Annotated in this window: 18 protein-coding genes and 1 pseudogene; 16 read left to right on the plus strand and 3 right to left on the minus strand. The window is 54.4% G+C overall.

Annotation, left to right across the window (positions count from 1 at the left end):
* The first annotated feature begins 9 nt into the window (after positions 1 to 9).
* From aroC to E1N14_RS08795, 4 genes are read left to right on the plus strand one after another with little or no spacing between them, the layout of a single operon-like run.
* The gene (gene aroC, locus E1N14_RS08780) at positions 10 to 1,104 is read left to right on the plus strand and encodes a chorismate synthase (RefSeq protein WP_025010457.1); all 1,095 of its coding nucleotides are present in this window, start codon (positions 10 to 12) and stop codon (positions 1,102 to 1,104) included.
* Entirely contained in the window at positions 1,105 to 2,292 is a 1,188-nt protein-coding gene (locus E1N14_RS08785) for an MFS transporter (protein ID WP_025010458.1), read from the plus strand. It begins immediately after the preceding gene.
* Between the two features lie 42 nt (positions 2,293 to 2,334).
* A complete protein-coding gene (locus tag E1N14_RS08790) occupies positions 2,335 to 3,462 on the plus strand; it encodes an ATP-NAD kinase family protein (protein ID WP_025010459.1) in 1,128 nt (375 codons plus the stop codon).
* A gap of 3 nt (positions 3,463 to 3,465) precedes the next feature.
* A complete protein-coding gene (locus E1N14_RS08795) occupies positions 3,466 to 3,735 on the plus strand; it encodes a YfcL family protein (protein WP_025010460.1) in 270 nt (89 codons plus the stop codon).
* A gap of 86 nt (positions 3,736 to 3,821) precedes the next feature.
* Here the strand turns inward: E1N14_RS08795 and mnmC1 are convergent, their stop codons facing one another.
* Complete coding sequence (mnmC1, locus tag E1N14_RS08800) at positions 3,822 to 5,876, minus strand: FAD-dependent 5-carboxymethylaminomethyl-2-thiouridine(34) oxidoreductase MnmC1 (RefSeq protein ID WP_025010461.1); 2,055 nt, start codon at positions 5,874 to 5,876, stop codon at positions 3,822 to 3,824.
* A gap of 140 nt (positions 5,877 to 6,016) precedes the next feature.
* Between mnmC1 and fabB the strand changes: the two genes are divergently transcribed.
* The 10 genes from fabB to E1N14_RS08850 all read left to right on the plus strand — a co-directional run bounded on the left by fabB (position 6,017) and on the right by E1N14_RS08850 (position 19,156).
* Positions 6,017 to 7,228 carry a beta-ketoacyl-ACP synthase I gene (gene fabB, locus E1N14_RS08805; RefSeq protein WP_062793934.1) on the plus strand — a complete coding sequence of 404 codons (1,212 nt, stop codon included), beginning with the start codon at positions 6,017 to 6,019 and terminating at the stop codon, positions 7,226 to 7,228.
* Positions 7,229 to 7,393: 165 nt separating this feature from the next.
* Positions 7,394 to 8,524 (plus strand): 4-phosphoerythronate dehydrogenase, encoded by a 1,131-nt coding sequence (locus E1N14_RS08810; RefSeq protein ID WP_062793935.1) that lies wholly within the window; start codon positions 7,394 to 7,396, stop codon positions 8,522 to 8,524.
* Entirely contained in the window at positions 8,525 to 9,541 is a 1,017-nt protein-coding gene (locus E1N14_RS08815) for an aspartate-semialdehyde dehydrogenase (RefSeq protein ID WP_025010462.1), read from the plus strand.
* 166 nt (positions 9,542 to 9,707) lie between these two features.
* Positions 9,708 to 12,962, plus strand: coding sequence for a FimV/HubP family polar landmark protein (locus tag E1N14_RS08820; RefSeq protein WP_062793936.1), 3,255 nt, complete (start codon positions 9,708 to 9,710; stop codon positions 12,960 to 12,962).
* A 132-nt stretch (positions 12,963 to 13,094) separates the two neighbouring features.
* Positions 13,095 to 13,880 (plus strand): tRNA pseudouridine(38-40) synthase TruA, encoded by a 786-nt coding sequence (gene truA / locus E1N14_RS08825; protein WP_025010463.1) that lies wholly within the window; start codon positions 13,095 to 13,097, stop codon positions 13,878 to 13,880.
* A gap of 68 nt (positions 13,881 to 13,948) precedes the next feature.
* Positions 13,949 to 15,220 carry a bifunctional tetrahydrofolate synthase/dihydrofolate synthase gene (folC, locus tag E1N14_RS08830; RefSeq protein ID WP_062793937.1) on the plus strand — a complete coding sequence of 424 codons (1,272 nt, stop codon included), beginning with the start codon at positions 13,949 to 13,951 and terminating at the stop codon, positions 15,218 to 15,220.
* An 18-nt stretch (positions 15,221 to 15,238) separates the two neighbouring features.
* The gene (locus E1N14_RS08835) at positions 15,239 to 15,829 is read left to right on the plus strand and encodes an SPOR domain-containing protein (protein WP_037437005.1); all 591 of its coding nucleotides are present in this window, start codon (positions 15,239 to 15,241) and stop codon (positions 15,827 to 15,829) included.
* Between the two features lie 107 nt (positions 15,830 to 15,936).
* Positions 15,937 to 16,425, plus strand: coding sequence for a CvpA family protein (locus tag E1N14_RS08840; protein ID WP_025010464.1), 489 nt, complete (start codon positions 15,937 to 15,939; stop codon positions 16,423 to 16,425).
* 43 nt (positions 16,426 to 16,468) lie between these two features.
* Complete coding sequence (gene purF / locus E1N14_RS08845) at positions 16,469 to 17,983, plus strand: amidophosphoribosyltransferase (protein WP_062793938.1); 1,515 nt, start codon at positions 16,469 to 16,471, stop codon at positions 17,981 to 17,983.
* Positions 17,984 to 18,364: 381 nt separating this feature from the next.
* Positions 18,365 to 19,156: a class I SAM-dependent methyltransferase gene (locus tag E1N14_RS08850; protein ID WP_025010465.1), complete on the plus strand. Its 792-nt coding sequence runs from the start codon at positions 18,365 to 18,367 to the stop codon at positions 19,154 to 19,156.
* 186 nt (positions 19,157 to 19,342) lie between these two features.
* On the opposite strand, the pseudogene E1N14_RS08855 reads toward E1N14_RS08850, so the two are convergent.
* Together E1N14_RS08855 and E1N14_RS08860 are read right to left on the minus strand one after the other, a co-directional pair.
* Positions 19,343 to 19,958: pseudogene (locus E1N14_RS08855) on the minus strand (DUF938 domain-containing protein).
* A gap of 160 nt (positions 19,959 to 20,118) precedes the next feature.
* Positions 20,119 to 22,170 carry a bifunctional 2',3'-cyclic-nucleotide 2'-phosphodiesterase/3'-nucleotidase gene (locus E1N14_RS08860; RefSeq protein ID WP_025010466.1) on the minus strand — a complete coding sequence of 684 codons (2,052 nt, stop codon included), beginning with the start codon at positions 22,168 to 22,170 and terminating at the stop codon, positions 20,119 to 20,121.
* Positions 22,171 to 22,606: 436 nt separating this feature from the next.
* Between E1N14_RS08860 and E1N14_RS08865 the strand changes: the two genes are divergently transcribed.
* Positions 22,607 to 24,772 carry a M3 family metallopeptidase gene (locus tag E1N14_RS08865; RefSeq protein WP_025010467.1) on the plus strand — a complete coding sequence of 722 codons (2,166 nt, stop codon included), beginning with the start codon at positions 22,607 to 22,609 and terminating at the stop codon, positions 24,770 to 24,772.
* A 64-nt stretch (positions 24,773 to 24,836) separates the two neighbouring features.
* A complete protein-coding gene (locus E1N14_RS08870) occupies positions 24,837 to 25,253 on the plus strand; it encodes a GFA family protein (protein ID WP_062793990.1) in 417 nt (138 codons plus the stop codon).
* Positions 25,254 to 25,301 lie beyond the last annotated feature (48 nt).

Raw genomic sequence — 25,301 nt, forward strand, 5'->3', positions numbered from 1 at the left:
ATTAAGCGGATGTCGGGAAACAGCATAGGTCAGAACTTTGTCGTCACCACTTTTGGTGAAAGCCATGGGCTTGCACTGGGCTGCATTATCGATGGCTGCCCGCCAGGGCTTGAGCTGACCGAAGCCGATATGCAGCAGGATCTCGACCGTCGCCGTCCGGGTACTTCCCGCTATACCACAGCCAGGCGCGAGCCGGATCAGGTGCGTATTCTTTCCGGCGTGTTTGAGGGCAAGACCACAGGCACCTCCATCGGCCTGTTGATTGAAAATACCGATCAGCGCAGCCAGGACTACTCCAATATCAAAGATCTGTTCCGTCCCGGACATGCCGACTATACCTATCAGCAAAAATATGGCCTGCGCGATTATCGCGGCGGTGGCCGCTCCTCGGCGCGGGAAACTGCCATGCGGGTGGCGGCAGGGGCTGTGGCGAAGAAATACCTCAAGGCGGTACACGGCATTGAGATCCAAGGTTATCTCTCCCAGCTTGGGCCTATTTGCGCTGACACTCTGGATATGGCTCAGGTAGAACAGAACCCCTTTTTCTTCCCCGATGCCTCCAAGCTGGAAGCGCTGGATGACTATATGCGCGAGCTGAAAAAGTCCGGTGATTCCATCGGTGCCAAGGTCAGTGTGGTGGCCACCAATGTGCCGGTCGGCCTTGGCGAACCTGTATTTGACCGTCTCGATGCCGATATTGCCCATGCGCTGATGGGGATTAATGCGGTCAAGGGCGTTGAAATCGGTGATGGCTTTGCCGTTGTTAACCAAAAGGGCTCAGAGCACAGAGATCTGATGTCGCCTGCCGGGTTTGACAGCAACCATGCCGGCGGTGTGCTCGGGGGTATCTCTTCCGGGCAACCCATAGTGGCGCATATGGCGCTGAAACCCACTTCCAGTATCAGCGTGCCAGGCAAGAGCATGACAGTGCAGGGCACTGAGGCTGAAGTGGTGACCAAGGGGCGGCACGACCCCTGTGTCGGGATCCGCGCCGTGCCCATTGCCGAAGCCATGTTGGCGATAGTCTTGATGGATCACTTGCTGCGTCATCGGGCCCAAAACCAGGATGTCAGCAGCCTTACACCTGTACTTGGAATGCGATAAATGCGCGGACTGTTTCCCGCAGGGGGACAGCTCGCCTGGCTTTCTGCCTGCTATTTCTTCTTCTTTGGCATACTCGGTGTCATGGTGCCCTATCTGGGGGTATTTTTTGACAACCGCGGCTTCGACGCCGCCGAAATAGGCTTCCTGCTGGCCATACTAATGGCGACCCGCATAGTCGCGCCCAATGTCTGGGCGCAGGTGGCGGATCGCACCGGCATGCGCTCAGAGCTTATCAAGCTCGGCGCCTTTGCCGCCGCCTTGACCTATCTGAGTTTCTTTTATCATGGCGGCTTTCTCTATCTGGCGCTGAGTCTGGCCCTTTATACCTTCTTCTGGAATGCGATTCTGGCGCAGCTTGAGGTAATCACCCTGGAAACCCTGGGTGCTGAAGCCAACAAGTATGGCCTCATTCGCAGTTTCGGCAGTGTCGGCTATATCGTGCTGGTGGTGGGCACAGGCTGGGCAATCAAGGAATTTGGCCCCGAGGTGCTGCTTTATGTGGGGCTGAGTCTGTTTCTTGGGTTGCTGGGCAGTGCCTTACCCTTGCCATCGAATCGGGCCTCGGCGGGGGCCGGGCAGGATAAGCCGGCACTCAAACTCGGGCGGCCGCTGCTGTGGTTTTTACTGTCTGCCATGTTGCTTCAAGCCAGCGCCGGGCCTTTCTACGGCTTTTTCGTGCTTTATCTCAAGCAGGTGGGTTACACAGAGGCCAGCGCCGGTATTTTTGTGGCTCTCGGGGCAATGGCGGAAATCTTCATGTTCATGATAGCGCCCAGGTTACTCGGTCGCTATGGGGTCAAGACGCTGCTGCTGGTGAGCATAGGCATGACGGCACTGCGTTGGCTGCTGGTGGCTTTTGGCGCCGAAAGCATGTTGCTTTTGGGGCTCAGCCAACTGCTGCATGCCTTTACCTTCGGTTTGACCCATGCGGCATCCATCCAGTTTGTTCACCGTAATTTTGATATCAGTCACCGCAGCAAGGGCCAGGCACTTTACGCCAGTTTGAGCTTTGGCGTCGGCGGCGCTTTGGGCACCTGGATCTGCGGCCTGATTTGGGGCGATGGCAGCGGCGCCTTCTGGTGTTGGGTATTTGCCGCAGCATGCGCCTTGCTGTCCATGTTGGCCGTGCTGGCTATTCCGGGTAGCGACTCCAGGCGTCAATCACAGAGTGACCCCATTGACGCCTGATGATTTCTTACAAGAGCAGAGCATCATTTGCCGGAGAGAGTTATGAGTAAAATGTTTCGACTGGGCCTTATCATTAATCCGCTGGCCGGGCTTGGGGGCAGTGTGGCCCTCAAGGGCAGCGACGGTGTGGCAAAAGAGGCGCTGAGCCTTGGCGCCACCCCCAAGGCCGGGCTGCGAATGGAGCAGGCCTTGGCTGTGATAACGCCTTTTGCCGAGCGCCTGCAAATTTATACCGCCTCGGGTAACATGGGCGCCGACCTGGCGCAAAAGCTGGGTTTTCGCACAAAGGTGTGTTACCAGGCGGCAATGGATACCAGTCGCAGTGATACCCAGGCTGCCGCTAAGGCCTTGATGGCGCAGGAGCTGGACTTGCTGCTGTTTGCCGGCGGCGATGGCACGGCAAGGGATATCTATGGCGTTGTCGGTGAGCACTTCCCTGTACTCGGTGTACCGGCCGGGGTCAAAATTCATTCGGGTGTTTACGGCATTACTCCCCATGCATCCGGGCTGGTATTAAAGCAACTGCTGGAAGGCGCCCTGGTGAGTCTGATGAGCGCCGATGTGATGGACATAGATGAAGAGGCCTTCCGCCAAGGCACGGTCAGGGCGCGGCGTTATGGTGAAATGACAGTGCCTGCCGAGCCGCGATATATCCAGGCGGTGAAGATGGGCGGCCGCGAGGTGGATGAACTGGTGCTGGCGGATATTGCCGCCGAGGTGGTCGGCGATATGGAAGATGAGCTCTATATTATGGGCTCCGGCAGTACAGTGGCGGCCGTGATGGAGGAGCTGGGGCTCGATAACACCCTGCTCGGGGTGGATCTGGTGCAGAACAAGGCCCTGCTGGCCTCAGATCTTAATGCGGCGCAGTTATTGAGTGCCACTGAAAATCAAAAGGTTAAGTTGGTCATTACCCTGATAGGCGGCCAAGGGCACATTCTTGGCCGTGGCAATCAGCAGTTGTCGCCCGAGCTTATCAGGCGCATTGCTAAGGAAAATATCATCATTCTTGCCACCAAAAGCAAACTAAAAGCACTTGAAGGCAGGCCGCTTATCGTGGATAGTGGCGACCAGAAATTGGATAGCGAACTTAGTGGCTATTATCGAATTGTGACAGGTTACCGGGATTACGTGATGTATCAGGTGGCCAACCCAGACTTAGCGGAGTAGAGCATGTTAGAGAAGTACGAACAGGCATTGGAGCAGTGGATTGGCGAGATAGTGGCCGGCGGTGACGATGATGCCCTGTTTGCCAGCGGTTACCTGCAGGGTCATTTTGCCGTGGTGCTGGCCGAGCTGGAAAACGAGTCAGAGCAAGGGCCGGATGCCTTGAATGAGCGGATGCAGCAATGCCTGAAACTGGCAGCCAAAGAGCTTGAAGATGCCGATTACCGTCTGGTGGATAACGCTTGGTCAGAACTGAAACAGCGGATCGCCGCCTGAGTCTGGTTTAAGCAAGAAAAAGCCCCGTTCGGGGCTTTTTTTGTGTCTGACTTTTTGTGTCTGAAATGATAGCGAATGCAGAGAGTTTACAGCGCCTTGCCTCTGATGAGCTTTCGCATCCACATCCGGTTGGGGTTGAGGCGCTGCAGCAGTGTACTTCCCACAGGCAAAGGCTGATGGCAAAGCTCTGATGCCAGAATTTCCGCCGCCAACGGGCCGGTACTGAGGCCGCGGGAGCCCAAACCACCAAGAACATACAGACCCGGATGCACAGGCGCCTGCGTCTGTTGCCAGTAGCGGGCACTCTCGGGAGTGTGCTGATGTTGCTGATAGCCCTGCATTAGTGCCTCGACATCCGGCGCTTGTCCCAACATGGGGAAGTGATCCCGGGTGACCATACGCACACCCACTCTGGCACCTTGCCCCATCACCAGCCCCTGGTGCCAGTCGGCATCCGGATAACTCATGGCGATTTTTTGCAGGTTTTCTCTCTGCTCGACTGCGCTGTAGGCCAATTGCTCGGGATCTTTAACATAACTGGCTCCCAGGCAATGAATACCCTCCCAGGCCGGGGTGAGATAGCCCTTGGCGCAGAGTACAGTCTTAAGCGCTCCCAAACCGCCTTGGGTTGCCACTTCACTGACCTGGCCGCGAAAGGGGGAGGCGGGCAGGGCCGAAGTTTGTGGCAGCGCCGTCAGCGAAGCGCCGCTTGCCAGCACCAGTTTTTTGAATGGTCCAAAGCGGTGACCATCGGCTGCACTCAGCCACCAGAGGCTACCTTCTCTTGAAATCTCGCTGATATGGGTTCGGGGTTGAAAGTCACAGTAAGTCGAGTAGACGGCGTATTGGATGGCGGCCTGACACAGGGCTCTGGGACAGACCCAGCCACCCAGAGGGTAAAAAAGACCATCTTCTTTTATATCCAATCCCGCAAGCTCTGTCGCCTCAGTGTTGTCGACCCGGCGCAGAATATCCGAGTGCCAGTTTTGGCCCTCGGCAATCTTATTCAGACGGGCGCGGCTTCGCTCATCAAAACCTGTATGCAACACACCGCAAAAGTCATGGGCGATATCGAAACCGGCGGCAGCCAGCGCGGTTATCCGCCGCCGACTAAAGAGAAAACCTTGTTGGAACAGGGTGTTGAGCTCGGATGTTTCCGGAGTCAACAGCGGGTAGAGCGCGCCCTGACGGTTGCCGCTGGCGCTTTCACCCGCGTTTTCCTCGCTGCAAAATACCTGGCTGGCTTGTTTACGCTCTGCCAGCGACAACGCCAACTGACAGCCGGCCACACCGGCGCCGATAATGGCAACACTGTCATCGGCTGCAAGCGCCGGCTCCCGATAGAGTGGCCAGGGCGCCAGCCGGGCACTGCTTTGGTGCCGCAAGGCAAGGCGCTCTGCCTTGGCGATAGGCTCGAGCTCAGTTTGGTGAGTCAAAAGCAGCGATGCCGGGCTGCTAAAATCCGCAGCATTGAGGCCGCTATTGACCATTAAGGGCGCAAATCTTTCTTTTCTTTCCGGTAAGCACAGCAGGGCGGCGCTGTCTTTGGCCAGGCGAGCCATCTGCCAGGCTGCTGCCTGAGAGGGCAAGGACTCGGCAAGCCACAGCCAGTTGTCTATCCAACCTTGATGGCTTAAACCTGGCAGCTCTTTGAGCAGCACAGCGTCGAATTCAAGATAGAGATCCAGTCTCAGCCTGCCGCCATCGAGCACAAAGCGCTGGCAGCCTGGGAGCGCCATGGGTTTTCCTGCCTGCAGCTCGGCGAGCAAACTCATTACTGCAGTCGTTTGACTCTCGGCGGATGTCGTATTTTTTGCCTTCTGCCATAATTGCAGTTTGTTTTTCAGAAGCTCGAGCGACTCGGCCTGAGAGTTTTTATCGGCGGCGAACAGCAAAAGTTGTAACACAAGCTTGGGATAATCCTGCCTTAGTTGGCTCCAGAGTTGTATCAGCGGCAACAGGGTTTCGCCGCCTACCGCCGCCAGACAGATTTGCCGTCCAAGGGGCTTGTCATCGAGCCGGGTTTGTTGGTAGGGCGCAAGAGTTGTCGCCGGGGCTTGTGTTGTTTCTGCAGATGTGGGATTTTGGCTGCAAGTTTGCGTATTTTCACTGCCGGATGGCCGAAGTTGTTCCTGTTTCACGGGCAATCTTTTACTCTGGAGGCCTTGTTCGGCATTATTTTACCCAAGTTTACGGAAAGCTGACCACTTAAATGCTGTAAAACGGCTAACATGGCGTCAGCAAAAGTAGGTACTGAATTGTACGGAATGGATAGTAAAACATGAAAAGAGTCGTGATCACCGGAATTGGCGTTGTTTCAAGTATCGGTAATAACAAACAAGAAGTGACTGAATCTCTCAAGGCTGGCCGCAGTGGTATCACCCACTCGGATCAGTTTGAGGAGATGCAGCTGCGCAGTCATGTCTGGGGCGACATCAAACTCAATCCCGCAGAGCTTATTGATCGCAAGGCGTTGCGTTTTATGGGTGATGCCGCAGCCTACGCCTATTTGGCTATGCAGCAAGCTATTGAAGACAGCAGTCTGACCGAAGAGCAGTATTCAGATCCTCGTGTGGGTCTTATCGTGGGTACCGGCGGCGCTTCGTCTTCCAACCAGGTTCAGGCGGCAGACACCTTGCGTGCCAAAGGCGTCAAGCGTGTGGGTCCTTATATTGTGCCGCGGATTATGTCTTCTACTGCCAGTGCCTGTCTGGCGACGCCCTTCAAAATTAAAGGGATGAACTATTCCATCAGCTCGGCCTGTGCCACCAGTGCGCACTGTATCGGTCACGCGGTGGAACTTATCCAGATGGGTAAACAGGATATGGTCTTTGCCGGCGGCGCCGAAGAGATCGACTGGACCCTGACCATGGGCTTTGATGCTATGGGCGCTTTGTCGACCAAGTATAACGACACACCGGAAAAAGCTTCCCGCACCTATGATGCCGACCGTGATGGCTTTGTTATCTCTGGTGGCGGTGGCATAGTGATTGTTGAAGAGCTGGAGCACGCGCTGGCCCGTGGTGCCAAGATTTATGCCGAAGTCATCGGCTACGGCGCTTCATCAGACGGTTATGACATGGTTGCCCCAAGCGGTGAAGGTGCGGTGCGCTGCATGAAGATGGCGCTGGAGTCAGTAGATACACCTATCGATTATGTTAACACTCACGGTACTTCTACCCCTGTCGGTGATGTGCGTGAGTTGGAAGCCTTGCGTGAAGTTTTCGACGGCCAGATGCCGGCGATTGCCTCAACCAAGTCGCTGACAGGCCATGCCCTGGGCGCAGCCGGTGTTCATGAGGCTATATACAGCCTGTTGATGCTTGAAGGTGGTTTTATCGCGCCTTCCATCAATATCGACAATCTGGACTCGGCCGCAGAAGGTATGCCAATTGTACGGGAATACCGCGACGCCGAGCTCAACACTGTTATGAGCAATAGCTTCGGTTTCGGCGGCACCAACGCCACACTGGTGATGCGCAAGTACAAGTAAGCGCCTTGATGCAGTGAAACAAGAAGGAAGCCGAATGGCTTCCTTCTTTGCTTATGAGCTGACGCAGAACTTGTTAGTACCTTCCTTAAATGTGCGCCGGACTCAGACAAGTCTGCAGGCCGCTGATAGAATAGCGGCTTAATCCACAACAGAGCAGGAAAGTCGATGAAGTTGGTGGTTGATGAAAATATGCCCTATGTGCTGCCCTTGTTTGCCGAGCTGGGGGAGATAGTGGCCGTTGATGGTCGTCATCTGGATGCGGCCACCGTAGCAGATGCCGATGTCTTGCTGGTGCGCTCGGTCACCGAGGTCAATGAGGCATTGCTGGCAGGTGCACATAAGCTTAAATTTGTCGGCAGTGCCACCATAGGGACAGATCATGTGGACAAGGCTTATCTGGCGTCCCGTAATATCCCCTTTTCCAATGCCCCAGGTTGCAATGCCACCGCAGTTGGCGAGTATGCTTTTATCGCCATGTTGGAGTTGGCCAACAGATTTGATACTCAGCTCAAGGGCAAAACCGTTGGCATAGTCGGCGCCGGCAATACCGGCTCGGCGCTGGCGCGCTGCCTTGAAGCCTACGGAATCAATACCTTGCTCTGCGACCCCTTACTGGCCAAGGCTGGAGACAGCTGCCGTTTTGTCAGCCTGGATGAACTGATTGCCGGCGCCGATATTGTTAGTCTGCACGTACCTCTGACCCGGGATGGCGAACATCCTACTTGGTATCTGTTTGACGAGCAGCGACTGGAGACATTGAAACCCGGCTGCTGGTTGCTTAACTGCTGCCGCGGTGAAGTGATAGACAATCGCGCGCTGATCCGGGTCAAGGCCAAGCGGCCGGACCTCAAGTTGGTACTGGATGTTTGGCAAGGGGAGCCCAACCCCATGATGGAACTGGTGTCTTTGGTGGAGTTTGCTACCCCGCATATTGCCGGTTACAGCCTGGAAGGCAAGGCCCGGGGCACTTTCATGTTATATCAGGCCTTGATGGCGATACTCAATCGCCCGGCGGACAAGTCGCTTGCCACTCTATTGCCCGAGCGCTGGAATTCCCGGCTCGATATCAGCAGTATGCCCGATGAAAAGGCATTATTGTCTCTATGCCGATTTATTTATGATCTACGTGATGACGATGAAAAATTCCGGAAAATGCTGAAAAACCCCGCAGGTTTTGATGACATGAGAAAAAATCACCGCCATAGGCGAGAATTCAGTGCTTTGACTCTTTCAAACGCCGGGGGTTCTGGGGTAGATTGGTTGTCTCATTTAGGTTTTTCAGGAGTCGGTCTGTAAATGTCGCAGGAATTTAACGTTGTCGTATTGGGTGCCTCAGGGGCTGTGGGTCAAACCATGATAGAAATCCTTGAGGAGCGTAACTTCCCGGTGGCGAATCTGTTTCCGCTGGCCAGCAGTCGCAGCGCCGGTGAAACTGTGAGTTTTCACGGTAAACAGGTAGAGATCCTCGATGTGGAGAGCTTCGACTGGACTCAGGCGCAGATAGGCTTCTTCTCTGCCGGTGGCGATGTCTCGGCCAAGTGGGCGCCGATAGCGGCCGATGCCGGTTGTGTGGTGATAGATAACACCTCCCACTACCGTTACGACCTGGATATTCCATTGGTTATTCCAGAGGTCAATCCACAGGCGATTGCCGACTTCCGTAACCGTAATATTATCGCCAATCCCAACTGCTCAACCATTCAGATGTTGGTGGCGCTCAAGCCCATCTATGATGCCTTTGGGATCAGCCGTATCAATGTGGCCACTTATCAGTCGGTTTCCGGTACAGGCAAAAAGGCGATTGAAGAGCTGGCGGGTCAATCTGCCAAGCTGCTGCAGGGCTTGCCTTCAGAGCCCAAGGTTTATGATAAGCAGATAGCTTTCAACGTGTTGCCGCATATAGATAAGTTTATGGAAAATGGCTATACGAAAGAAGAGATGAAGATGGTTTGGGAAACCCAGAAGATCCTCGGCGACAGCGAGGTTTTGGTGAACCCTACCGCGGTACGGGTACCTGTGTTCTATGGCCATTCGGAAGCGATTCATATCGAGACGCTGCAGCCGGTTGATGCCGCGGAAGTCAAGGCGGTATTGCGGGATGCCGAAGGTGTGGTGCTGTTTGAAGATGATGATGATTATCCAACAGCTGTCACCGAAGGTGCCGGTAGTGACCCTGTGTATGTCGGCCGGGTGCGCAAGGATATTTCCCACGATCTGGGTATAGATCTTTGGGTGGTCTCTGACAATATCCGCAAGGGCGCGGCGCTCAACAGTGTACAGATAGGCGAAATCCTAATCCGCGATTATCTCTAGAACTTCTTGTTTCTGTTGAAAAAGCCTGCAAGCAGCAGGCTTTTTTTGTTTTGCAAATGTGAACAGTAGCAGGGCGGACATTTCTGGTTTATAGTAATCTCAATAAATACAAATGCCTAAAGCCAGTCGTCAGTTGGCGAAACCAGCGCTTGAAAGGGAAGAATGGATGAACTTTCGCACTTCATATCTTGTTGGCCTGATGGCCGCTTTTTTTGCCCTGAACCAAGGTACTCTCATTGAACCCGCCCATGCAGAAGGCCTGAAAATTACCGGCCCTGATGGTCAGGTGCGCCAACAGGTGCGCCAACAGGTACGCCAGTATGGACCGACTACGCCATCAGACACCTTCTGGAGCATTGCCCAGAAAGTCAGACCGGATTCCAGTGTTAGCATCTATCAGGTCATGGCCGCTATATTTGAGGCCAACCCGCACGCCTTCACCTCCAATAATTACAACAGCCTGGAACGGGGCATGATACTGCTGATCCCTTCCAAAGAGGTGATGCAGGCTATTCCCCAGAGTATGGCCAGAGCCCGTGCCGAGCAGGACGACAAGAGCTGGTCTTCCGGTAAGCCGCTAAAAGCAGATGATGGCAAAATTGAAACTGCCAAAGCCCCCGAGCGTGAAAGCCAAGCCGCAAAAGAGCCAACGCCGGCCACCCAAACTCCAACGGCGGCGCAGCCATCCAAGGTAGCTACAAGTGCCAAGGAAAACAGCGCGCAGCCGAAAGTCAGTGAGCCAGCGACTGAGCCAACTCAAGTGGCTGCAGACAAATCGCCAGCCACCACAACCGAAAAAGCAGCCACGGAAGCAACTCCGGAAACGGCCGACGACAACAGCATTGAAGCGCTGCAGAGCCGCAATCTGAGCCTGACCGATGAACTGGGACGCGCGCAGGATCTGCTCACAGTGGCCAATACCGATAACCAAGGGCTGCAAGCGCAAATCGATGAACTGAATCAGCGTCTGTCTGTGTTGGAAGAATCGCTGCAGGCCAGCAAAAAGCAGGAGCAGCAACTCAAAGCCGAAAATGCTGAACTCAAGCAGCAACTTCAAGCTGCCAGTGCTACGGCTAATGAGCCGGACGACCTCTGGCGCAGCCTGATGGACAACCCGCTGTTACTGGCCCTGGCCGCGGCCATACCCGCGGTACTGCTGTTGTTATTGCTATGGAGCATGCTGCGCCGCAGACGTAAACAGAGTGATGCCCAAGCACCACAGACCGAAGCGGCTCCAATGGCTGCCGCGGCTGCCGCCGGCGCGGCCACAGCCGAGATGGCCAATGCCGACGACGAATTGGCGGTGCATCTGGATGATGATCCGGACGATTCCATTGATTCACTGCTGGATGTCGACAGCTCAGCGCTGCAGCCTGAGCCGGAAGTTGAGAGTGACAACGAGCAGATGGACATGGCGCAGGAGATGTTCATCGACTCGGGAGAGGGAGATGACACCCAAGAGGCCGAAGATGAAGGCCAGTCCCTTGATGATCTTTGGGCCGAAGCCATGGGCGAGCAGGAGTCGGGTGAGCAGGAAGAACCCGCTGAAGAAGACTTGGACTCACTGCTGGCCGGATTGGACGATACCGATAAACAGGAAACCATTCCTGAAGAGTTGCAGGCCGAAAGTGTTCCAGCATCAGAGCCTGAGCTCAGTGAAACCTTACCCGAAGATGTGACGGCCGCTTTCGACCAGAGCTTTGAAGCCGAGCTTGAACAGAATCTCAATCTCGAACCCGAAGAGCAGAGCCCCGAGCCTGAATTGGATACAGAGCTGCAGAGTTTGGATTTGGATAGCCAGGCCGATGACAGCGCTGTAGTCATTGATGAGGATGAAGATCTCAGTGCCGCCATCGCTGCCGAATTGGCCGAAGATGAGCAGGCTGAAGAAACTCTGGATGAGACACAGGAAGCCGATCTCGATGCGCTGCTGGCCGGGTTTGACGTCAATGAAAACACAGAACCTCAAATTGAAGCCGGTACTCAAGTTGAAGACGATAGTAAGACTGAAGCCGAGGAAAATCTTAGCGCTGCCATTGCTGCCGAGCTGGATGAGGATGACTCAGCTGATACCGAGCTGGGCGAAGAAGCAGACATTGATGCCTTGTTGGCTGGATTCGACTCGCCTGCAGAAGAGAGCATTGAAACGGAAGACTTAAGTGACGCTATCGCCGCAGAGCTTGAAGATGACAATGTTGCCATAGACTCCAGCGATACAGAGGCAGACATAGATGCCTTGCTGGCAGGCTTCGATGACTTGGGCGATGCTGTCGAGACTCAGGAAGCTGAAGCAGAGCCGGTTCAAGCTGAGGGAGAGAGTGAAGATCTGGACGCCTTGTTGGCTGGGCTTGCGGATGACGTAATTGCGATAGATAACCTTGATGAGGCGATAGCTGAGACTGACGAGGAAGATAGCTCAGAGGTTGAGTCGGGTGATGCCACTGAGCGCAGCGATGCCGAATTGGATGCCATGCTGGCAGGCTTGTCGCAGGTTGAGGACTTGGATGAGCCTAAGAAGTCCGATGAAACCGATACTTTAGCCGATGAGAGCAGGGATACCGACAGCGCGCCACAAAGCGCTCAACGCAGCGACAAGGATTCCGGCTTCTTCGACGATCTCAAGGCCGGCAGCAAGAGCCATGATCCCCATATTCTTGAGTGGGAGCCCTCCGCACCCAAAGAGCCTTTGGTTGAGGAAGAGCCCTCAGCGCCAAAAGAGCCTTCAGCGCAAGAAAAGCAAGAGCCTTCAGCGCAAGAAGAGCCTTCAGCCATAGAAGAGCTCTTGGCTCAAGAGGAACTCTCTAATCAGGAACAGGCTGCTGATGTTGAAGACAGCGTAATAGATACCGAGCAGGCTCTGGATATTGACCTGGCCCAGGATACTGACGACAGTGACAAGAGCCTGAGCGACGATGACCTGTTGGCCGCTTTTTCTGAAAACGTTGCCAAGGAAGCGGAGGCGGATGAGGAATTCAGTCTCGAACTGGATGATGATGACTCGCTGGATCTCGAAGACCATAAACTGACAGTGGATGAAGCACTGGCGGCCCTCGATGCCAAAGAAAAAGGCAAGGTGGCTTCCAGCATGGTACCTGAGCACGATCTCAGCGCCTTCCAGAAGGAAAACGGTTTTATCGATATTGAGCGCCTGCTCAGTGAAGCCGATGAAGGCAACAGTGATACCGATCCCTATAAGGAGCTGGATGTGGATATGGGTGAGCTCGACTCCCTCGTTGGCGCCGCCGCTATGGTCGATGTCGATGATGAGGAAAACTCTGTCAATGCCAAACTGGACTTGGCGCGGGCCTATATCGAAATCGATGACAAAGACAGCGCCAAGGCATTGCTTAAAGAGGTGGAGCTGGACGGCAACGCCCGCCAGCAAGAGGAAGCTGTAGCCCTGATAAAAACCTTGGGCTAGAGCTCAATCAATACTCAAACGGCGCCTGGAGCGCCGTTTTTTATGCAGTCCGTTTATTGTCCGGGCTTTTTCTTGGAGGCGAATGCTTGCTCTGTGGTAGAATTCGCCGCCTTGAGATTAGGGGAGAAACAGATGCGTATCGCGTTGGGTATCGAATATGACGGCAGCGGCTATTATGGTTGGCAGCGCCAGGCCGAAGTGGATTCAGTTCAGGGGCAGTTGGAGCGGGCCTTATCCATGGTCGCCAATGAGCCGATAGCACTGCAATGCGCCGGTCGCACCGATGCCGGGGTACACGCCACCGGGCAAGTGGTGCATTTTGATACTTCTGCCGTGCGTAAAGAAGGCGCCTGGACCCTGGGCGTCAATGCCAATCTGCCGGACAATATCGCGGTGCGCTGGGCCAAAGAGGTGGATGACAGTTTTCATGCCCGCTTTTCGGCAACCGCTCGCCGCTACCGCTATATCATCTACAACCACAATTTCCGTCCCGGCATTTTGCGTGGTGGCGTCAGCCATTATCACGGTGACCTAGACGAACAGAAGATGCATCAGGCGGCCCAGTATCTGCTGGGCGAGCGCGACTTCACCAGTTTCAGGGCGATCCAATGCCAGTCGCGCACCCCGTTTCGCAATGTGCATAGGGTCAGTGTGACCCGACAGGGCATGTATGTGATAGTGGATATCGAAGCCAATGCCTTTTTGCATCACATGGTGCGCAATATTGTCGGCTCGCTGCTGGAAGTGGGGCTTGGCAATCAGCCGCTGGATTGGCTGGGACAGTTGCTGGAGCTCAAAGACAGAACCAAGGCTGCCCCCACGGCCAAACCCAATGGCCTCTATCTGGTGCATGTCAGTTATCCTGAGCAATATCAACTGCCCAAGCTGGCTATGGGCCCACTGTTTATGCCGGACTGAAACCGTTAGCATGCTGTTGCCGCCACGCTTTTGCTTGCGGCAACATCAAGATTTAAGGGAAGAATCAAATGTCGCAATCATCCGCTCATCCGCATCAGCTACCGGGAGCCAACGCTCCTTTGTCTGTTTGGCTGGACTACCTGCTGGCCATTCATCCGACCGAAATCGATATGGGGCTTGAGCGGGTTACTCAAGTTGCGGCCAGGCTCGGGGTGCTGTCACTGGGCAGCACCAAGGTGATCACAGTTGCCGGTACCAATGGCAAGGGCAGCACCTGCCGTATGTTGGAGCAGATGATGCGCGCGGCGGGTTATCGGGTCGGGGTTTACAGCTCGCCCCATATCATCAATTACAATGAGCGGGTGCGGATAGACGGTGTCGATGCACCGGATAGCGACTTTATCTCGGCCTTTGAAACCATAGAAGCGGCCAGGGGTGACACCTCGCTGACCTTCTTTGAATATGCCACGCTGGCTGGGTTACTGCTGTTCAAGCAGGCCAAGCTGGATCTGGTTATTCTGGAAGTGGGCCTGGGAGGCAGGCTGGATGCCACCAATATCATAGATGCCGATGTCAGTGTGGTAACCGCCATAGATCTTGATCATCAGGCGTATCTTGGTGACACTCGGGAGCTGGTTGGCCGTGAGAAGGCCGGCATTTTCCGTAAGAACCGCCCGGCGATAGTAGGGGATGCCGAGATGCCTGCCAGCGTAGTTGAGGTTGCCAATGAAAAGGGCGCTTTGCTCAAAGCGGTGGGGCAGGCATTTTCCTACAAGCAAACCAGCATAGGCTGGGATTTTTGCGGTGAGCACTGGCAGTTTGAGGGCTTACCCAGGCCGAAATTACCTCTGCCCAATGCCGCCACCAGCTTGGCGGCGCTGGAACAACTCTGGCCAGAACTTTCCGAAGCGGCGATTCGCTCAGGGCTCGCCAGTGCCAGGCTCAGTGGCAGAATGGAGCATATCAGTGAGGCGCCGCTGATTATTTTGGATGTGGCGCACAATCCCCACGCGGCCCGTTATCTGGCGCAAAGGCTGGATGAACTGCAAGCCAAGGGGCGAGTCTATGGCGTTTGCGGTATGCTCAAGGACAAGGATATCGAAGGCGTGATGCAGGCGCTGGCGCCTAGCATAGACAGCTGGTTGTTGGTGACGCTGCATAATGAGCGTGGTGCCGATGCTGGCCGTTTGCAAAAAGCCCTGCCGGATGGCTGTGACGCCCGGGAATTTGAGCAGATGCAAGATTGCTGGCAATACCTCAAACCCAAACTCGACGCCGAAGATGTGGTAATTGTCTTTGGCTCCTTTTACACTGTTTCGGGCTTTAAAGCGCTTATCTAAGACTGGAAGGAAGATATTTTGTCGACTCAGTTTCATAACCGTCTGGTAGGTACCGTAGTATTGGTCGCTTTGGGGGTGATCTTTTTACCTGACATTCTCGATGGCAAGAAAGAGCGCCAGCAAGAGCAGTTCACTGAAATTCCGCTGCGGCCGGATACCGAATCGCAATTGGCGGAGCCGGGAGAGTTTGAAACCCTGGATGTCGCCGAGACTCTGGACTTGGCACAGGAAACAGACGAGCCTCAGGTTGAAGTCGAACCCGCTCCCGAGGTGAAAGCTACCGAAAACAGTGTTTCCAACACCGCCCAATCCAAGCCTCAGGAGGTCAAAAAGACTCCCGAACCCAAGGCTAAACCCAGTGATGCAGCCTGGACTTTACAGCTCGGCGCCTTTAGTAATGCGGCCAATGTCAAAGCCCTGGTAGCCAAATTGCGCAAGGCCGGATTCAGCGCCTATACCTTGCCGGACAAGCCTGTGGACGGAAAGTTGACCCGGGTATTTGTCGGTCCGGATGTCTCCAGTGAACGCATCAAACAGCAACAGAAGAAGGTTGAAGAGTTGACCAAACTCAAGGGTAAAGTGGTTCGCTATAACCCACAGGAAAGATGACAGTTTGCCCCGAGTCGGCAAGCAATTATTTACGCCCCGGGGGTGAGAATGCTTGCCTTCTCTGGTAAAATCCCGCCGACTTAAATCTTCACCGGATACTTCTACCCATGGTTTGGATAGATTACGCCATCATCATAGTTATCGGATTATCGACCCTTATCAGTCTGATCCGTGGTTTTGCCAAAGAAGCCATGTCGCTGGTGGTTTGGTTCGCCGCCTTTTTCATCGCCAGCCAGTTTTATCAGGACCTTGCCGTTCATATCACCCAAATTAATGATGAGGTGCTGCGAAACGGGGTTGCCATCGCCATCTTGTTTGTAGTCACCCTGATTGTGGGGGCCTTGGTGAACTATTTGATAGGCCAGTTGGTCTCCAAGACAGGGCTCTCGGGAACGGACAGAATTCTTGGCCTGTGTTTCGGTGCGCTGCGCGGCGCATTGATAGTCAGTGCCATACTCTTTTTTATGGATGCCTTTACCGGCGCGCCCAAAACCGATTGGTGGCAGGGTTCGCAACTGGTGCCCGAATTCGGGGTGGTTATTCAGTGGTTTTTTGACTACCTGGAAAATACCTCAAGCTTTGTACCCAAAATATAAAAAATACAATTATCAGAACATCTTACAATGAGGAAGCTTACCCATGTGTGGTATCGTCGGAATCGTTGGCCGCTCGGCGGTCAATCAGACCATTTATGATGCACTGACAGTGCTTCAACACCGTGGCCAGGATGCTGCAGGCATAGTGACTATCGATCAGAATGCCTTTCGCCTGCGTAAGGCCAATGGTCTGGTCAAGGACGTATTTGAACCCAAGCATATGCAGCGGCTGCAGGGCAACGCCGGCTTAGGCCATGTGCGTTATCCCACCGCCGGCAGCTCCAGTGCCTCTGAAGCCCAACCGTTTTATGTGAACTCTCCTTTCGGGATCTCTCTGGCGCACAACGGCAACCTGACCAACACACTGCAACTGGCCGAAGGACTGCGTAACAAGCGCCGCCATGTGAACACCACTTCTGACTCTGAAGTGCTGCTCAACCTGTTGGCCGATGAGCTGGACAAGACCGACAGCCTGACCTTGAGCCCGGATGAAGTGTTCGATGCGGTTTCTCGGGTGCACGCCGATACCCGCGGTGCCTACGCCGTGGTGGCCATGATTATCGGTCAGGGCCTGGTGGCATTTCGCGATCCTTTCGGTATTCGCCCTCTGGTGCTCGGCAAGCACGAGACAGCCTCTGGTACCGAGTATATGGTGGCCTCAGAGAGCGTGGCACTGGATGCCGTTGGTTTCGAAGTGATGCGCGATGTGGCTCCCGGCGAAGCCGTGTATATCACCACGGAAGGTGAGCTGTTTACCCGTCAGTGCGCCGAAGCGCCAAGCTATGCCCCCTGTATCTTTGAATTCGTTTACTTTGCCCGTCCGGACTCCACCATAGACAAGGTGTCAGTCTATGCCAGCCGGGTCAACATGGGCGCCAAGCTGGGTGAGAAGATCCGCAAGGAATGGTATGACCATGATATCGATGTGGTGATCCCTATTCCGGAAACCTCCTGTGATATTGCTCTGGAAATTGCCCGTGGCATGGATCTGCCTTACCGTCAGGGATTCGTGAAGAACCGCTATATCGGCCGTACCTTTATCATGCCGGGGCAGCAGGAGCGCAAGAAGTCGGTCAGACGCAAGCTCAATGCCATCAACGCCGAGTTCAAGGACAAGAATGTGCTGCTGGTGGACGACTCCATAGTGCGTGGTACCACTTCAGAGCAGATCATTGAGATGGCCCGTGAAGCCGGTGCCAAGAAGGTGTATTTCGCCTCGGCCGCGCCCGAGATCCGCTTCCCCAACGTCTACGGTATAGACATGCCAACCTCCAATGAGCTGATTGCTCATGGCCGTGATGCCGATGAAATCGCCCGTCTCATTGGCGCAGATGGCATCATCTTCCAGGATCTGAGCGACCTGGTGGAAGCGGTGCGAATGGAAAACCCGGATATCAAGCGCTTCGAAACCTCAGTGTTTGACGGCCACTACATCACCAAGGATGTGGATCAGGCCTATCTGGATCATCTGACCCAGCTGCGTAACGACGACGCCAAGGCCAACCGCAACAAGGATATAGGTACCAACCTGGAGCTGCATAACGTCTGCCATCCTTGATAAGGGAAGGTGCGAATAAGTCCTCGTGGCCTTCTCTTTTGTAGAGAGTGGCTTACACAGCAATTGGCGTTCAAGGCATCTGACTGAAGGCATGCCGGGGCCTGCCTGAGTCAGATAACGCAGAAAGCTGGTTGCTGTGAAAGCCCCGAAGGGCGTGGCTTACAGACCTGCCTGCTGTGTTGTGCTTCTTGCAAAGGACTAAGGCCATTTGCTGCGAACCACGCCTTGCATTCAGGCCTGTAAGCCGACGCAGAGCACACATGGGACTTGTTCGCACCTTCCTAAGTACTCTATGATAAAGCCAACCCTTGAGGTTGGCTTTTTTCTGTGCCAGTCAGTATGCTGAGCCTCGACTCTTGATGGTGCAGGGAGAGAAGCACAATGGATAAGTACCGGGAAACCATGGCAACCTTTGACAAAATGGCGCTTCCCTATCGGGATAAGTTTGCCGGCAACGATTGTTATGACTCGGCCCATAACCGATTTGCCTCCTTGCTGAAGCAGTATCAGGCCTGTGCCGGACGGCGCCTGCGGTTACTGGATATCGGTTGTGGCCCAGGGCATGTCAGCGGCATGTTGGCAAAAAGGGTGCCTGAGCTCGAGATAGTGGGTATAGATGCGGCGCCGGCTATGGTGGCACTTGCCAGTGAGTTGTTACCCGAGGGACGTTTTTATCGGCTGGATAGCCGCGAGCTTGGTTGTCTTTCGTCGCTGCTTGAAGCTGATGCCGTGCAGGCTATCGCAACCTTAGATGTGCCTGAAAGTGCAGCTACGCCCCTAAGCCTTGGGGTTTCTGATGGCTCTAATACCCTTGATGACTTTAATGCCCTTAATGGCTTAGACACGCTAGAGGGTTTTGATGCAATAGTTCTGCTCTTCGTCACGCCTTATCTTGAACGTCAGGATGTGATTGCCTTACTGCAAGACTGCCGTGCGCTACTGAATGACGGCGGGCTCCTGTATCTGGCCTCCATGGAGGATGACTATCAAGAGTCCGGCTATCAAAGCTCCAGCGCAGGAGACAGGGTATTTATCCACTATTATCCCGAAGTGTTTTTCGTCAGTGAGTTGGCCGCGGCCGGGTTTGAGCTCATCGACAGCCTGCGTAAACCCTATCTGGAGCAGGGCGAGGTCAAGGCCACAGATCTGTTTCTCTACGCCAAAGCCGTGTAAAAACAAAGGCGCTTCAGAGGCTGATAGCGCCTGAGCTTTTCAGGTAAAACGCTTATTTTGCCCGCTACTTTTTGTTCACTACTTTTTGTTCACTGCTTTTTATCACGACTGTTGGCTCGTGAATTTGTCTCACGATTTTTTCTCGTGGCCTTTTCGCGTAACTTTGTCTCGTGATTTTTTTCTCAGTTAGCGAGCCGTTTTGCGAATAAACTCCAGCAGGCGGTTATTGGCGGGCATGGTCCTGACAAAGCTCAAGTCCCTGGGCTGCAGCCAGCATCAGGATCCACTCTTGATCGCGAATGCCGCTTTGCGGATCGCGCTGCCTTAACATGGCATCGAACACCCGGTTGGAGTCGCTGCTGTAATCGCCTCGGTAGTTGAAGGGGCCATAGAGGCAGAAACGGCCGCCGCTTTGCAATACTTTGCCTATGCCGGTAAACATCGCCTCCACCATGGGCTGGCTCATGATATGCGCAGTATTGGCGCTATAGATGGCATCCGGCGCCGGCTCAGTTGCCGCCTGCGGCCAGGGTGAACATACCTCCAGAGTGATCACCTCGGCCAGGTTACTCGCCGGGAGTTTGGCATGCCAGGCGCGGATCCCATCCAGATACTGGGGCTGATCGCTGCATTGCCACACCAGATGCGGCAACTGCGGGGCAAAGTAGACCGAGTGCTGACCGGTTCCACTGCCTATCTCCAATACCCTGCGGCAGCCTGAAAATGCCTGTTTGAGTATTTTGAGTATCGGCTCGCGATTGTTTTCACAGGCTTGGGAGAAGGGCGCGGGTATCGAAGACATAAAAGATTTCCTGCAATCTTGCCGTCGTGACGGCTGAGTGAGTCTGGTGTTTTATTGTACTTACTTTATAACATTGCCAGAGGTTTAGATTAATCTTGCGAAGAACATAAAAAAGCGCCCCTGAGGGCGCTTGGGTCGTTTTCAGTCTCAATCGACAGTCTTATTGGGCAGGCTTGAGATCTATGCGGTAGACGGCAAAGCCCAGCTCATCGGTACTCAGCTTGGTCATGGTCCTTTGCTGGTTGGCCTGGATGAAGTTGGCTGCCTTGTCACTGTCCTGGGTCGCAAAGCGGATATCCAGGGCAACAGCCGTATCTATACTCTTGAAGTCCCAGTTATAGTCGGCCGTGGGGTTGACCATGGCGTCATACTTGTCGGTTTCAGGATTGTATTTGGACTGCTCTGTGATATAAGCCGCCAGAGCTTCACGGTTGGTGTCCGGCAGTTCCAGTACCACGTGCTCGCTGCCGGTGCCGGCAAACTTTCCGCCAAAGGCGCGGTAGTTGTTGGAGGCGACGATAAATTCCTTGGCCGCCAGGTTTTCACCTGTATAGACAGTGCCTTCGCTGTCGGTGAAGGCCAGATCCACAATTCGCGACGCATCGGCATTGACCAGAGCACAATCCCGGTCGTATTTGCTTGGCTGAGTCACGTCTATCTTGTAGGTCACGCCATCGATAACATCAAAGTTGTAGGTGGGGTGGTTATAGTTCACCAGCTCCTGCGGCTCAGTGCTGGCAGGATCTATCTGGTTGAACTGGTTGGCTGAACACTCGAGCCAGTCTTTCAGCTCGGCGCCGTTTACCTTAACCGCTACCATAGTGTTGGGGTAGAGGTAGAGATCGGCGGCGTTCTTGAAGGTCAGCGGCCCTTTGTCCACCATCACATACTGATCGGCATCACTGGTGGTGCTATGGCGGCCACCGGCCTTGAACGGCGCGGCTGCAGAGAGCACCGGCAATGACTTGAGTGCTTCCGGCAGCTTGGCCTTGACGTTGGCTATCTGGGCGTCGGAGACAATCTGCACAGTCGGGTCGTCCTGCACCAGCGTCAGGAAGCTGAACATGTCGGCGGCGGCTACCCCGATTGGCTGCTCGACAAAGGCGATGGTACCTTGGTGTTCCAGCTCAACCGCATCGTGAATGTCCTTATCGGCTTCCACCAGAGGCGTCTTGTTGGCACCGTCATAAATAGGGCGGGCCTCAGTGCGGGCCGAGAGCACAGTCCACTTGCCGTCTTTACGTTGCAGTTTGAAGTCGACCAGGCCCATGTTGTCGCCCCAGCGACCCGGCATCACGGCGGGGACACCGTTGAGCAGGCCTTTTTCCACATCTGTGTTGGGCAGGTCGGCATAGCGGGCATCGGGGAAGATGGAGTGGCTGTGGCCGAACATGATGGCATCAATGCCGTCGACATAGGTGAGGGCATAGGTGGCGTTTTCGGCGGCAGGATCGCCTGGGTTTTCGGTGGAGCCAATGCCTGAGTGCGGAATGGCGATAATGATATCGGCGCCTTCAGCCTTCATTTGCGGCACAAATTTCTTGGCGCTCTCCACTATGCTCTCGGCGCGAACCTTGCCGGTGAGGTTCTGCTTGTCCCACAGCATAATTTGCGGAGGCACAAATCCTATATAGCCAATCTTGAGCTTGTGACTGTTGCCGTCAGTGTCCTTAACCTCGGTTTCCTTGATGAGATAAGGGGTAAACAGGTTGTCACCTTTCTTGAGTCCCTTCCAGCAATCATCGGCATCACAATAGACGTTGGCGTTGACATAGGGGAACTGGGCGCCGGCGAGGGATTTCTCCAGGAAATCCAGGCCGTAGTTGAATTCGTGGTTGCCTATGTTACCCACGGCATAATCGAGCAGGTTCATCGCCTTGTAGGCGGGGTGCACTTCGCCATCGGTGATACCGACCTTGGCCATATAGTCGCCCATGGGGCTGCCCTGCAACAGATCGCCGTTATCGACCAATACTGTGTTGGTGACTTCTTTGCGGGCGGCATGGATCAGGCTGGCGGTACGGGCCAGACCTATAGTAGGGTCTTCCTTGCCGCTGTAATAGTTGTAATCCATGATGTTGGTGTGCAGATCTGTGGTTTCCAAAACCCGCAGATCTACGCTCACCGTTGGCTCATCCTTGTTGTCACTGCCACAGGCACTGAGACCCATTGCGGCGGCAACCGCCAGTGTTACTAATGTTTTAGTTTGCATTGTTTACTACTCTTGGTTTTTATTATCGACCCCGGGAGATTATCCCGTCCATCATCCGGTTAAATCACTGTTAATCATGTGATTAATCTGGTTAACCAAGGCGCAGTATACCCAAAGGCGGCGACACTTATGTGACATCGGCCGTTAAAAACGGGTGACAATTTGTGACAAGTGGCAAATAAATGTCCGCTGACTGTCCCGGTTGTTCAAAACTTGATCCAGTGACCGCAAGAGGCCCAACTTTGGCGCTGGATTTCTGCTCAGTCATGTCGGCCCCTCGGGGGAGGGCAGAATTTCTTACAGTTAAGTCATTGTCCAAATAGCGGAAGAGTTGTTAAGGTAATGGCGGGAATCAACAGGGCTGTTGCCCCGCCGAGACAGGTGTCCCGGGTATTCAATCATAACTAAGCAATAGCCTGCCGTTAATGGAGTCAAGATGCGTAAGACATTAATCGCCACCGCCATAGGCGCTGCACTGGTGCTGAGTGCCTGTGCCGAACAGCAAACCAATGAAACCGTCAGCAATGCCCCGGCCAAAGAAGCGAGCCAAAGTACGCCAGAGGCAAAAAGCACCGAACAAACAGCAAGCAATGTGCTGCTCAGCCCAAGTCCGCTGCAGTATCATGCCCCGCAGTTCGACAAGATAAAAATCGCAGACTATCTGCCGGCCTTTGAAGCCGGGATCAAGGAACACAACCAGCAAATTGCCGGCATAATCAACAACAGCGAAGCCGCTTCGTTTGATAACACCATAGTGGCGATGGAAAAGACCGGCGCCATTCTCAATCGTACTTCCAGGGTCTTCTTCAATCTGGCCGGGTTGATCTCCAACGATGAGTTTCAGGCCATTCAAGGGGAAATCGTTCCCAAGCTTACCGAACACAGCGACAATATTTTCCTCAATCCCAAGTTGTTTGCCCGGGTTGAAGCTGTCTACAACCACAAAGATAGCCTGAGCGCGCAAGATCAGCGTCTGGTGGACTTCTATTACAATCAGTTCGTCCGTGCCGGCGCCAAATTGAGCGAAGCCGACAAGACCCAAATGCGTGAGCTCAACGGTGAGCTGGCCACATTGTCGACCGAGTTTTCGCAAAACATTCTCAAGTCGTTTAAGGATGATGTGATCCTGGTGACCGATAAGGCGCAGCTCAAAGGCTTGAGTGAGGATGAGATAGGCGCCCTGGCCAACGCCGCCAAGGAAGCGGGTAAAGAGGGCTACCTGATAAGCCTGGTGAATACCACCCGCCAGCCACTGCTGTCGAGCCTGGAAGACAGAGGCCTGAGAGAGAAAATTTGGCAGACTTCGGCCAATCGCGCCATGGCCAGCAATGGTCCTATCGTACTCAAGCAGGCACAGTTGCGCGCCGAAAAGGCCAAACTGCTGGGTTATGAAACCTGGGCTGACTATGCACTGGCCGATCAGATGGCCGGTAATCCGGATGCGGTATTTGCCATTTTGGATGACCTGGCACCCAAGGCCGTTACCAAGGCTAAGGCTGAAGGCAAGGATATCCAGGCGCAAATCAAGGCATCCGGTGCCGACTTTGAGCTGCAGCCATGGGACTGGGCCTTCTATGCCGAGCAGGTTCGCAAGGCCAAATACGATCTGGATGAGAGCCAGATCAAGCCCTACTTCGAATTCAATACCGTGCTGAATGACGGCATGTTCTACGCCATGCAGAAGTTCTACGGCATCACAATGAAAGAGCGCAAGGATCTGCCGGTATGGCAGGAAGATGTCCGCGCCTGGGAAGTATTCAACGAAGACGGCAGCTCTATCGGGCTCTTCTATCTGGACCCTTACGCCAGAGTAGGCAAGAACGGCGGCGCCTGGATGGATGAGTACGTGACCCAAAGCTTCCTTTTGGATAACAAGCCTGTGGTGTACAACGCGCTCAATATTCCCAAGCCAGCCGAAGGTCAGCCTACGCTGATGACCTTTGATGAAGTGACTACCATGTTCCATGAGTTTGGCCACGGCATTCATGGTTTGTTCTCGCAGGTGAAATACCCAAGCCTTGCTGGTACCGCTACTCCAAGGGACTTTGTTGAGTTCCCATCCCAGGCCAACGAGGATTGGGCCACAGATCCGGACGTTTTGGCTCACTATGCCAAACATTACAAAACCGGCGAGCCAATTCCGCAAGCCTTGCTGGAAAAAGTGCGAGCAGCGGCTACCTTCAACCAGGGCTATGACACGGTAGAGTATCTGGCCGCAGCGCTGCTTGATATGGAGTGGCACTCACTCAAGGCTGGTGAACAAGTGGCGGACGTTAAATCCTTCGAAGCCAAGGCCCGTGCCAAACATGGCCTGGATTACGCGCCTGTGTTGCCACGTTACCAGTCGACTTATTTCAGCCATGTATTCGGTGGCGGTTACTCGGCCGGATATTATGCTTACCTGTGGACCGAAGTGTTCGCTGCCGACGCCTTTGCCCATACCATGGCAGAAGGTGGCCTCAAACGAGCCAATGGTGACAAGTATCGTCAGGCAATTCTCTCCAAGGGGAACAGTGAGGATCTGATGCAGGACTACATCCAGTTCCGCGGCCAGAAACCCACAGTGGATGCGCTGCTCAAGCGCCGAGGCCTGGTAGACTGAAACCTTTGATAACACCCGCCAAATGGCGGGTGTTTTTTATCCCTCAAATAAGATGATAAAAGCTATGGAAGCTATTCGTTATCCCATCAAGGGCAGTTGCCAGTGCGGCGCTGTCAGTTATCGCTTGTTGGCGCCGCCGCAGATGGTGGTGGCCTGCCACTGCAAGGAATGCCAGAAGCTGTCCACCAGTGCCTTCAGCATCACGGCGATTGTCAGAGCCGAAGATATAGAATTCAGTGGCGAACTGAGCCATTGGCAGCGTGGTTCGGCCAGCGGTAATATCAGCGCCGCCAAGTTTTGTGGTCGCTGCGGCAATCGTATCTATCACTACAACCCGGCAGAGCCGCAGAGTATCAAGCTCAAGCCCAGTAACCTGGAAGATACCCGTATCATTCAGCCGAGTGCCCATGCCTGGGTCAGTGAAAAGCAGGACTGGTTTGTTATCCCGCCCGGAGTCAAGCAATACACCGGTCAGCCTTGAGAAAGCCCAGCCCTGATAAAGAACTAAAAAAGCCGTTCACTGAGTGAA

It is taken from the genome of Shewanella algae (assembly GCF_009183365.2).
Classification (GTDB): Bacteria; Pseudomonadota; Gammaproteobacteria; order Enterobacterales; family Shewanellaceae; genus Shewanella; species Shewanella algae.

Coding starts and splice junctions, on each gene's coding strand:
- E1N14_RS08850 (WP_025010465.1), top strand. CDS start 18,365: ATGGATAAGTACCGGGAAACCATGGCAACCTTTGACAAAATGGCGCTT.
- E1N14_RS08870 (WP_062793990.1), top strand. CDS start 24,837: ATGGAAGCTATTCGTTATCCCATCAAGGGCAGTTGCCAGTGCGGCGCT.
- E1N14_RS08860 (WP_025010466.1), bottom strand. CDS start 22,170: ATGCAAACTAAAACATTAGTAACACTGGCGGTTGCCGCCGCAATGGGT.
- E1N14_RS08815 (WP_025010462.1), top strand. CDS start 8,525: ATGTCGCAGGAATTTAACGTTGTCGTATTGGGTGCCTCAGGGGCTGTG.
- E1N14_RS08820 (WP_062793936.1), top strand. CDS start 9,708: ATGAACTTTCGCACTTCATATCTTGTTGGCCTGATGGCCGCTTTTTTT.
- truA (WP_025010463.1), top strand. CDS start 13,095: ATGCGTATCGCGTTGGGTATCGAATATGACGGCAGCGGCTATTATGGT.
- E1N14_RS08790 (WP_025010459.1), top strand. CDS start 2,335: ATGAGTAAAATGTTTCGACTGGGCCTTATCATTAATCCGCTGGCCGGG.
- fabB (WP_062793934.1), top strand. CDS start 6,017: ATGAAAAGAGTCGTGATCACCGGAATTGGCGTTGTTTCAAGTATCGGT.
- aroC (WP_025010457.1), top strand. CDS start 10: ATGTCGGGAAACAGCATAGGTCAGAACTTTGTCGTCACCACTTTTGGT.
- E1N14_RS08840 (WP_025010464.1), top strand. CDS start 15,937: ATGGTTTGGATAGATTACGCCATCATCATAGTTATCGGATTATCGACC.
- folC (WP_062793937.1), top strand. CDS start 13,949: ATGTCGCAATCATCCGCTCATCCGCATCAGCTACCGGGAGCCAACGCT.
- E1N14_RS08795 (WP_025010460.1), top strand. CDS start 3,466: ATGTTAGAGAAGTACGAACAGGCATTGGAGCAGTGGATTGGCGAGATA.
- E1N14_RS08785 (WP_025010458.1), top strand. CDS start 1,105: ATGCGCGGACTGTTTCCCGCAGGGGGACAGCTCGCCTGGCTTTCTGCC.
- purF (WP_062793938.1), top strand. CDS start 16,469: ATGTGTGGTATCGTCGGAATCGTTGGCCGCTCGGCGGTCAATCAGACC.
- E1N14_RS08810 (WP_062793935.1), top strand. CDS start 7,394: ATGAAGTTGGTGGTTGATGAAAATATGCCCTATGTGCTGCCCTTGTTT.
- E1N14_RS08865 (WP_025010467.1), top strand. CDS start 22,607: ATGCGTAAGACATTAATCGCCACCGCCATAGGCGCTGCACTGGTGCTG.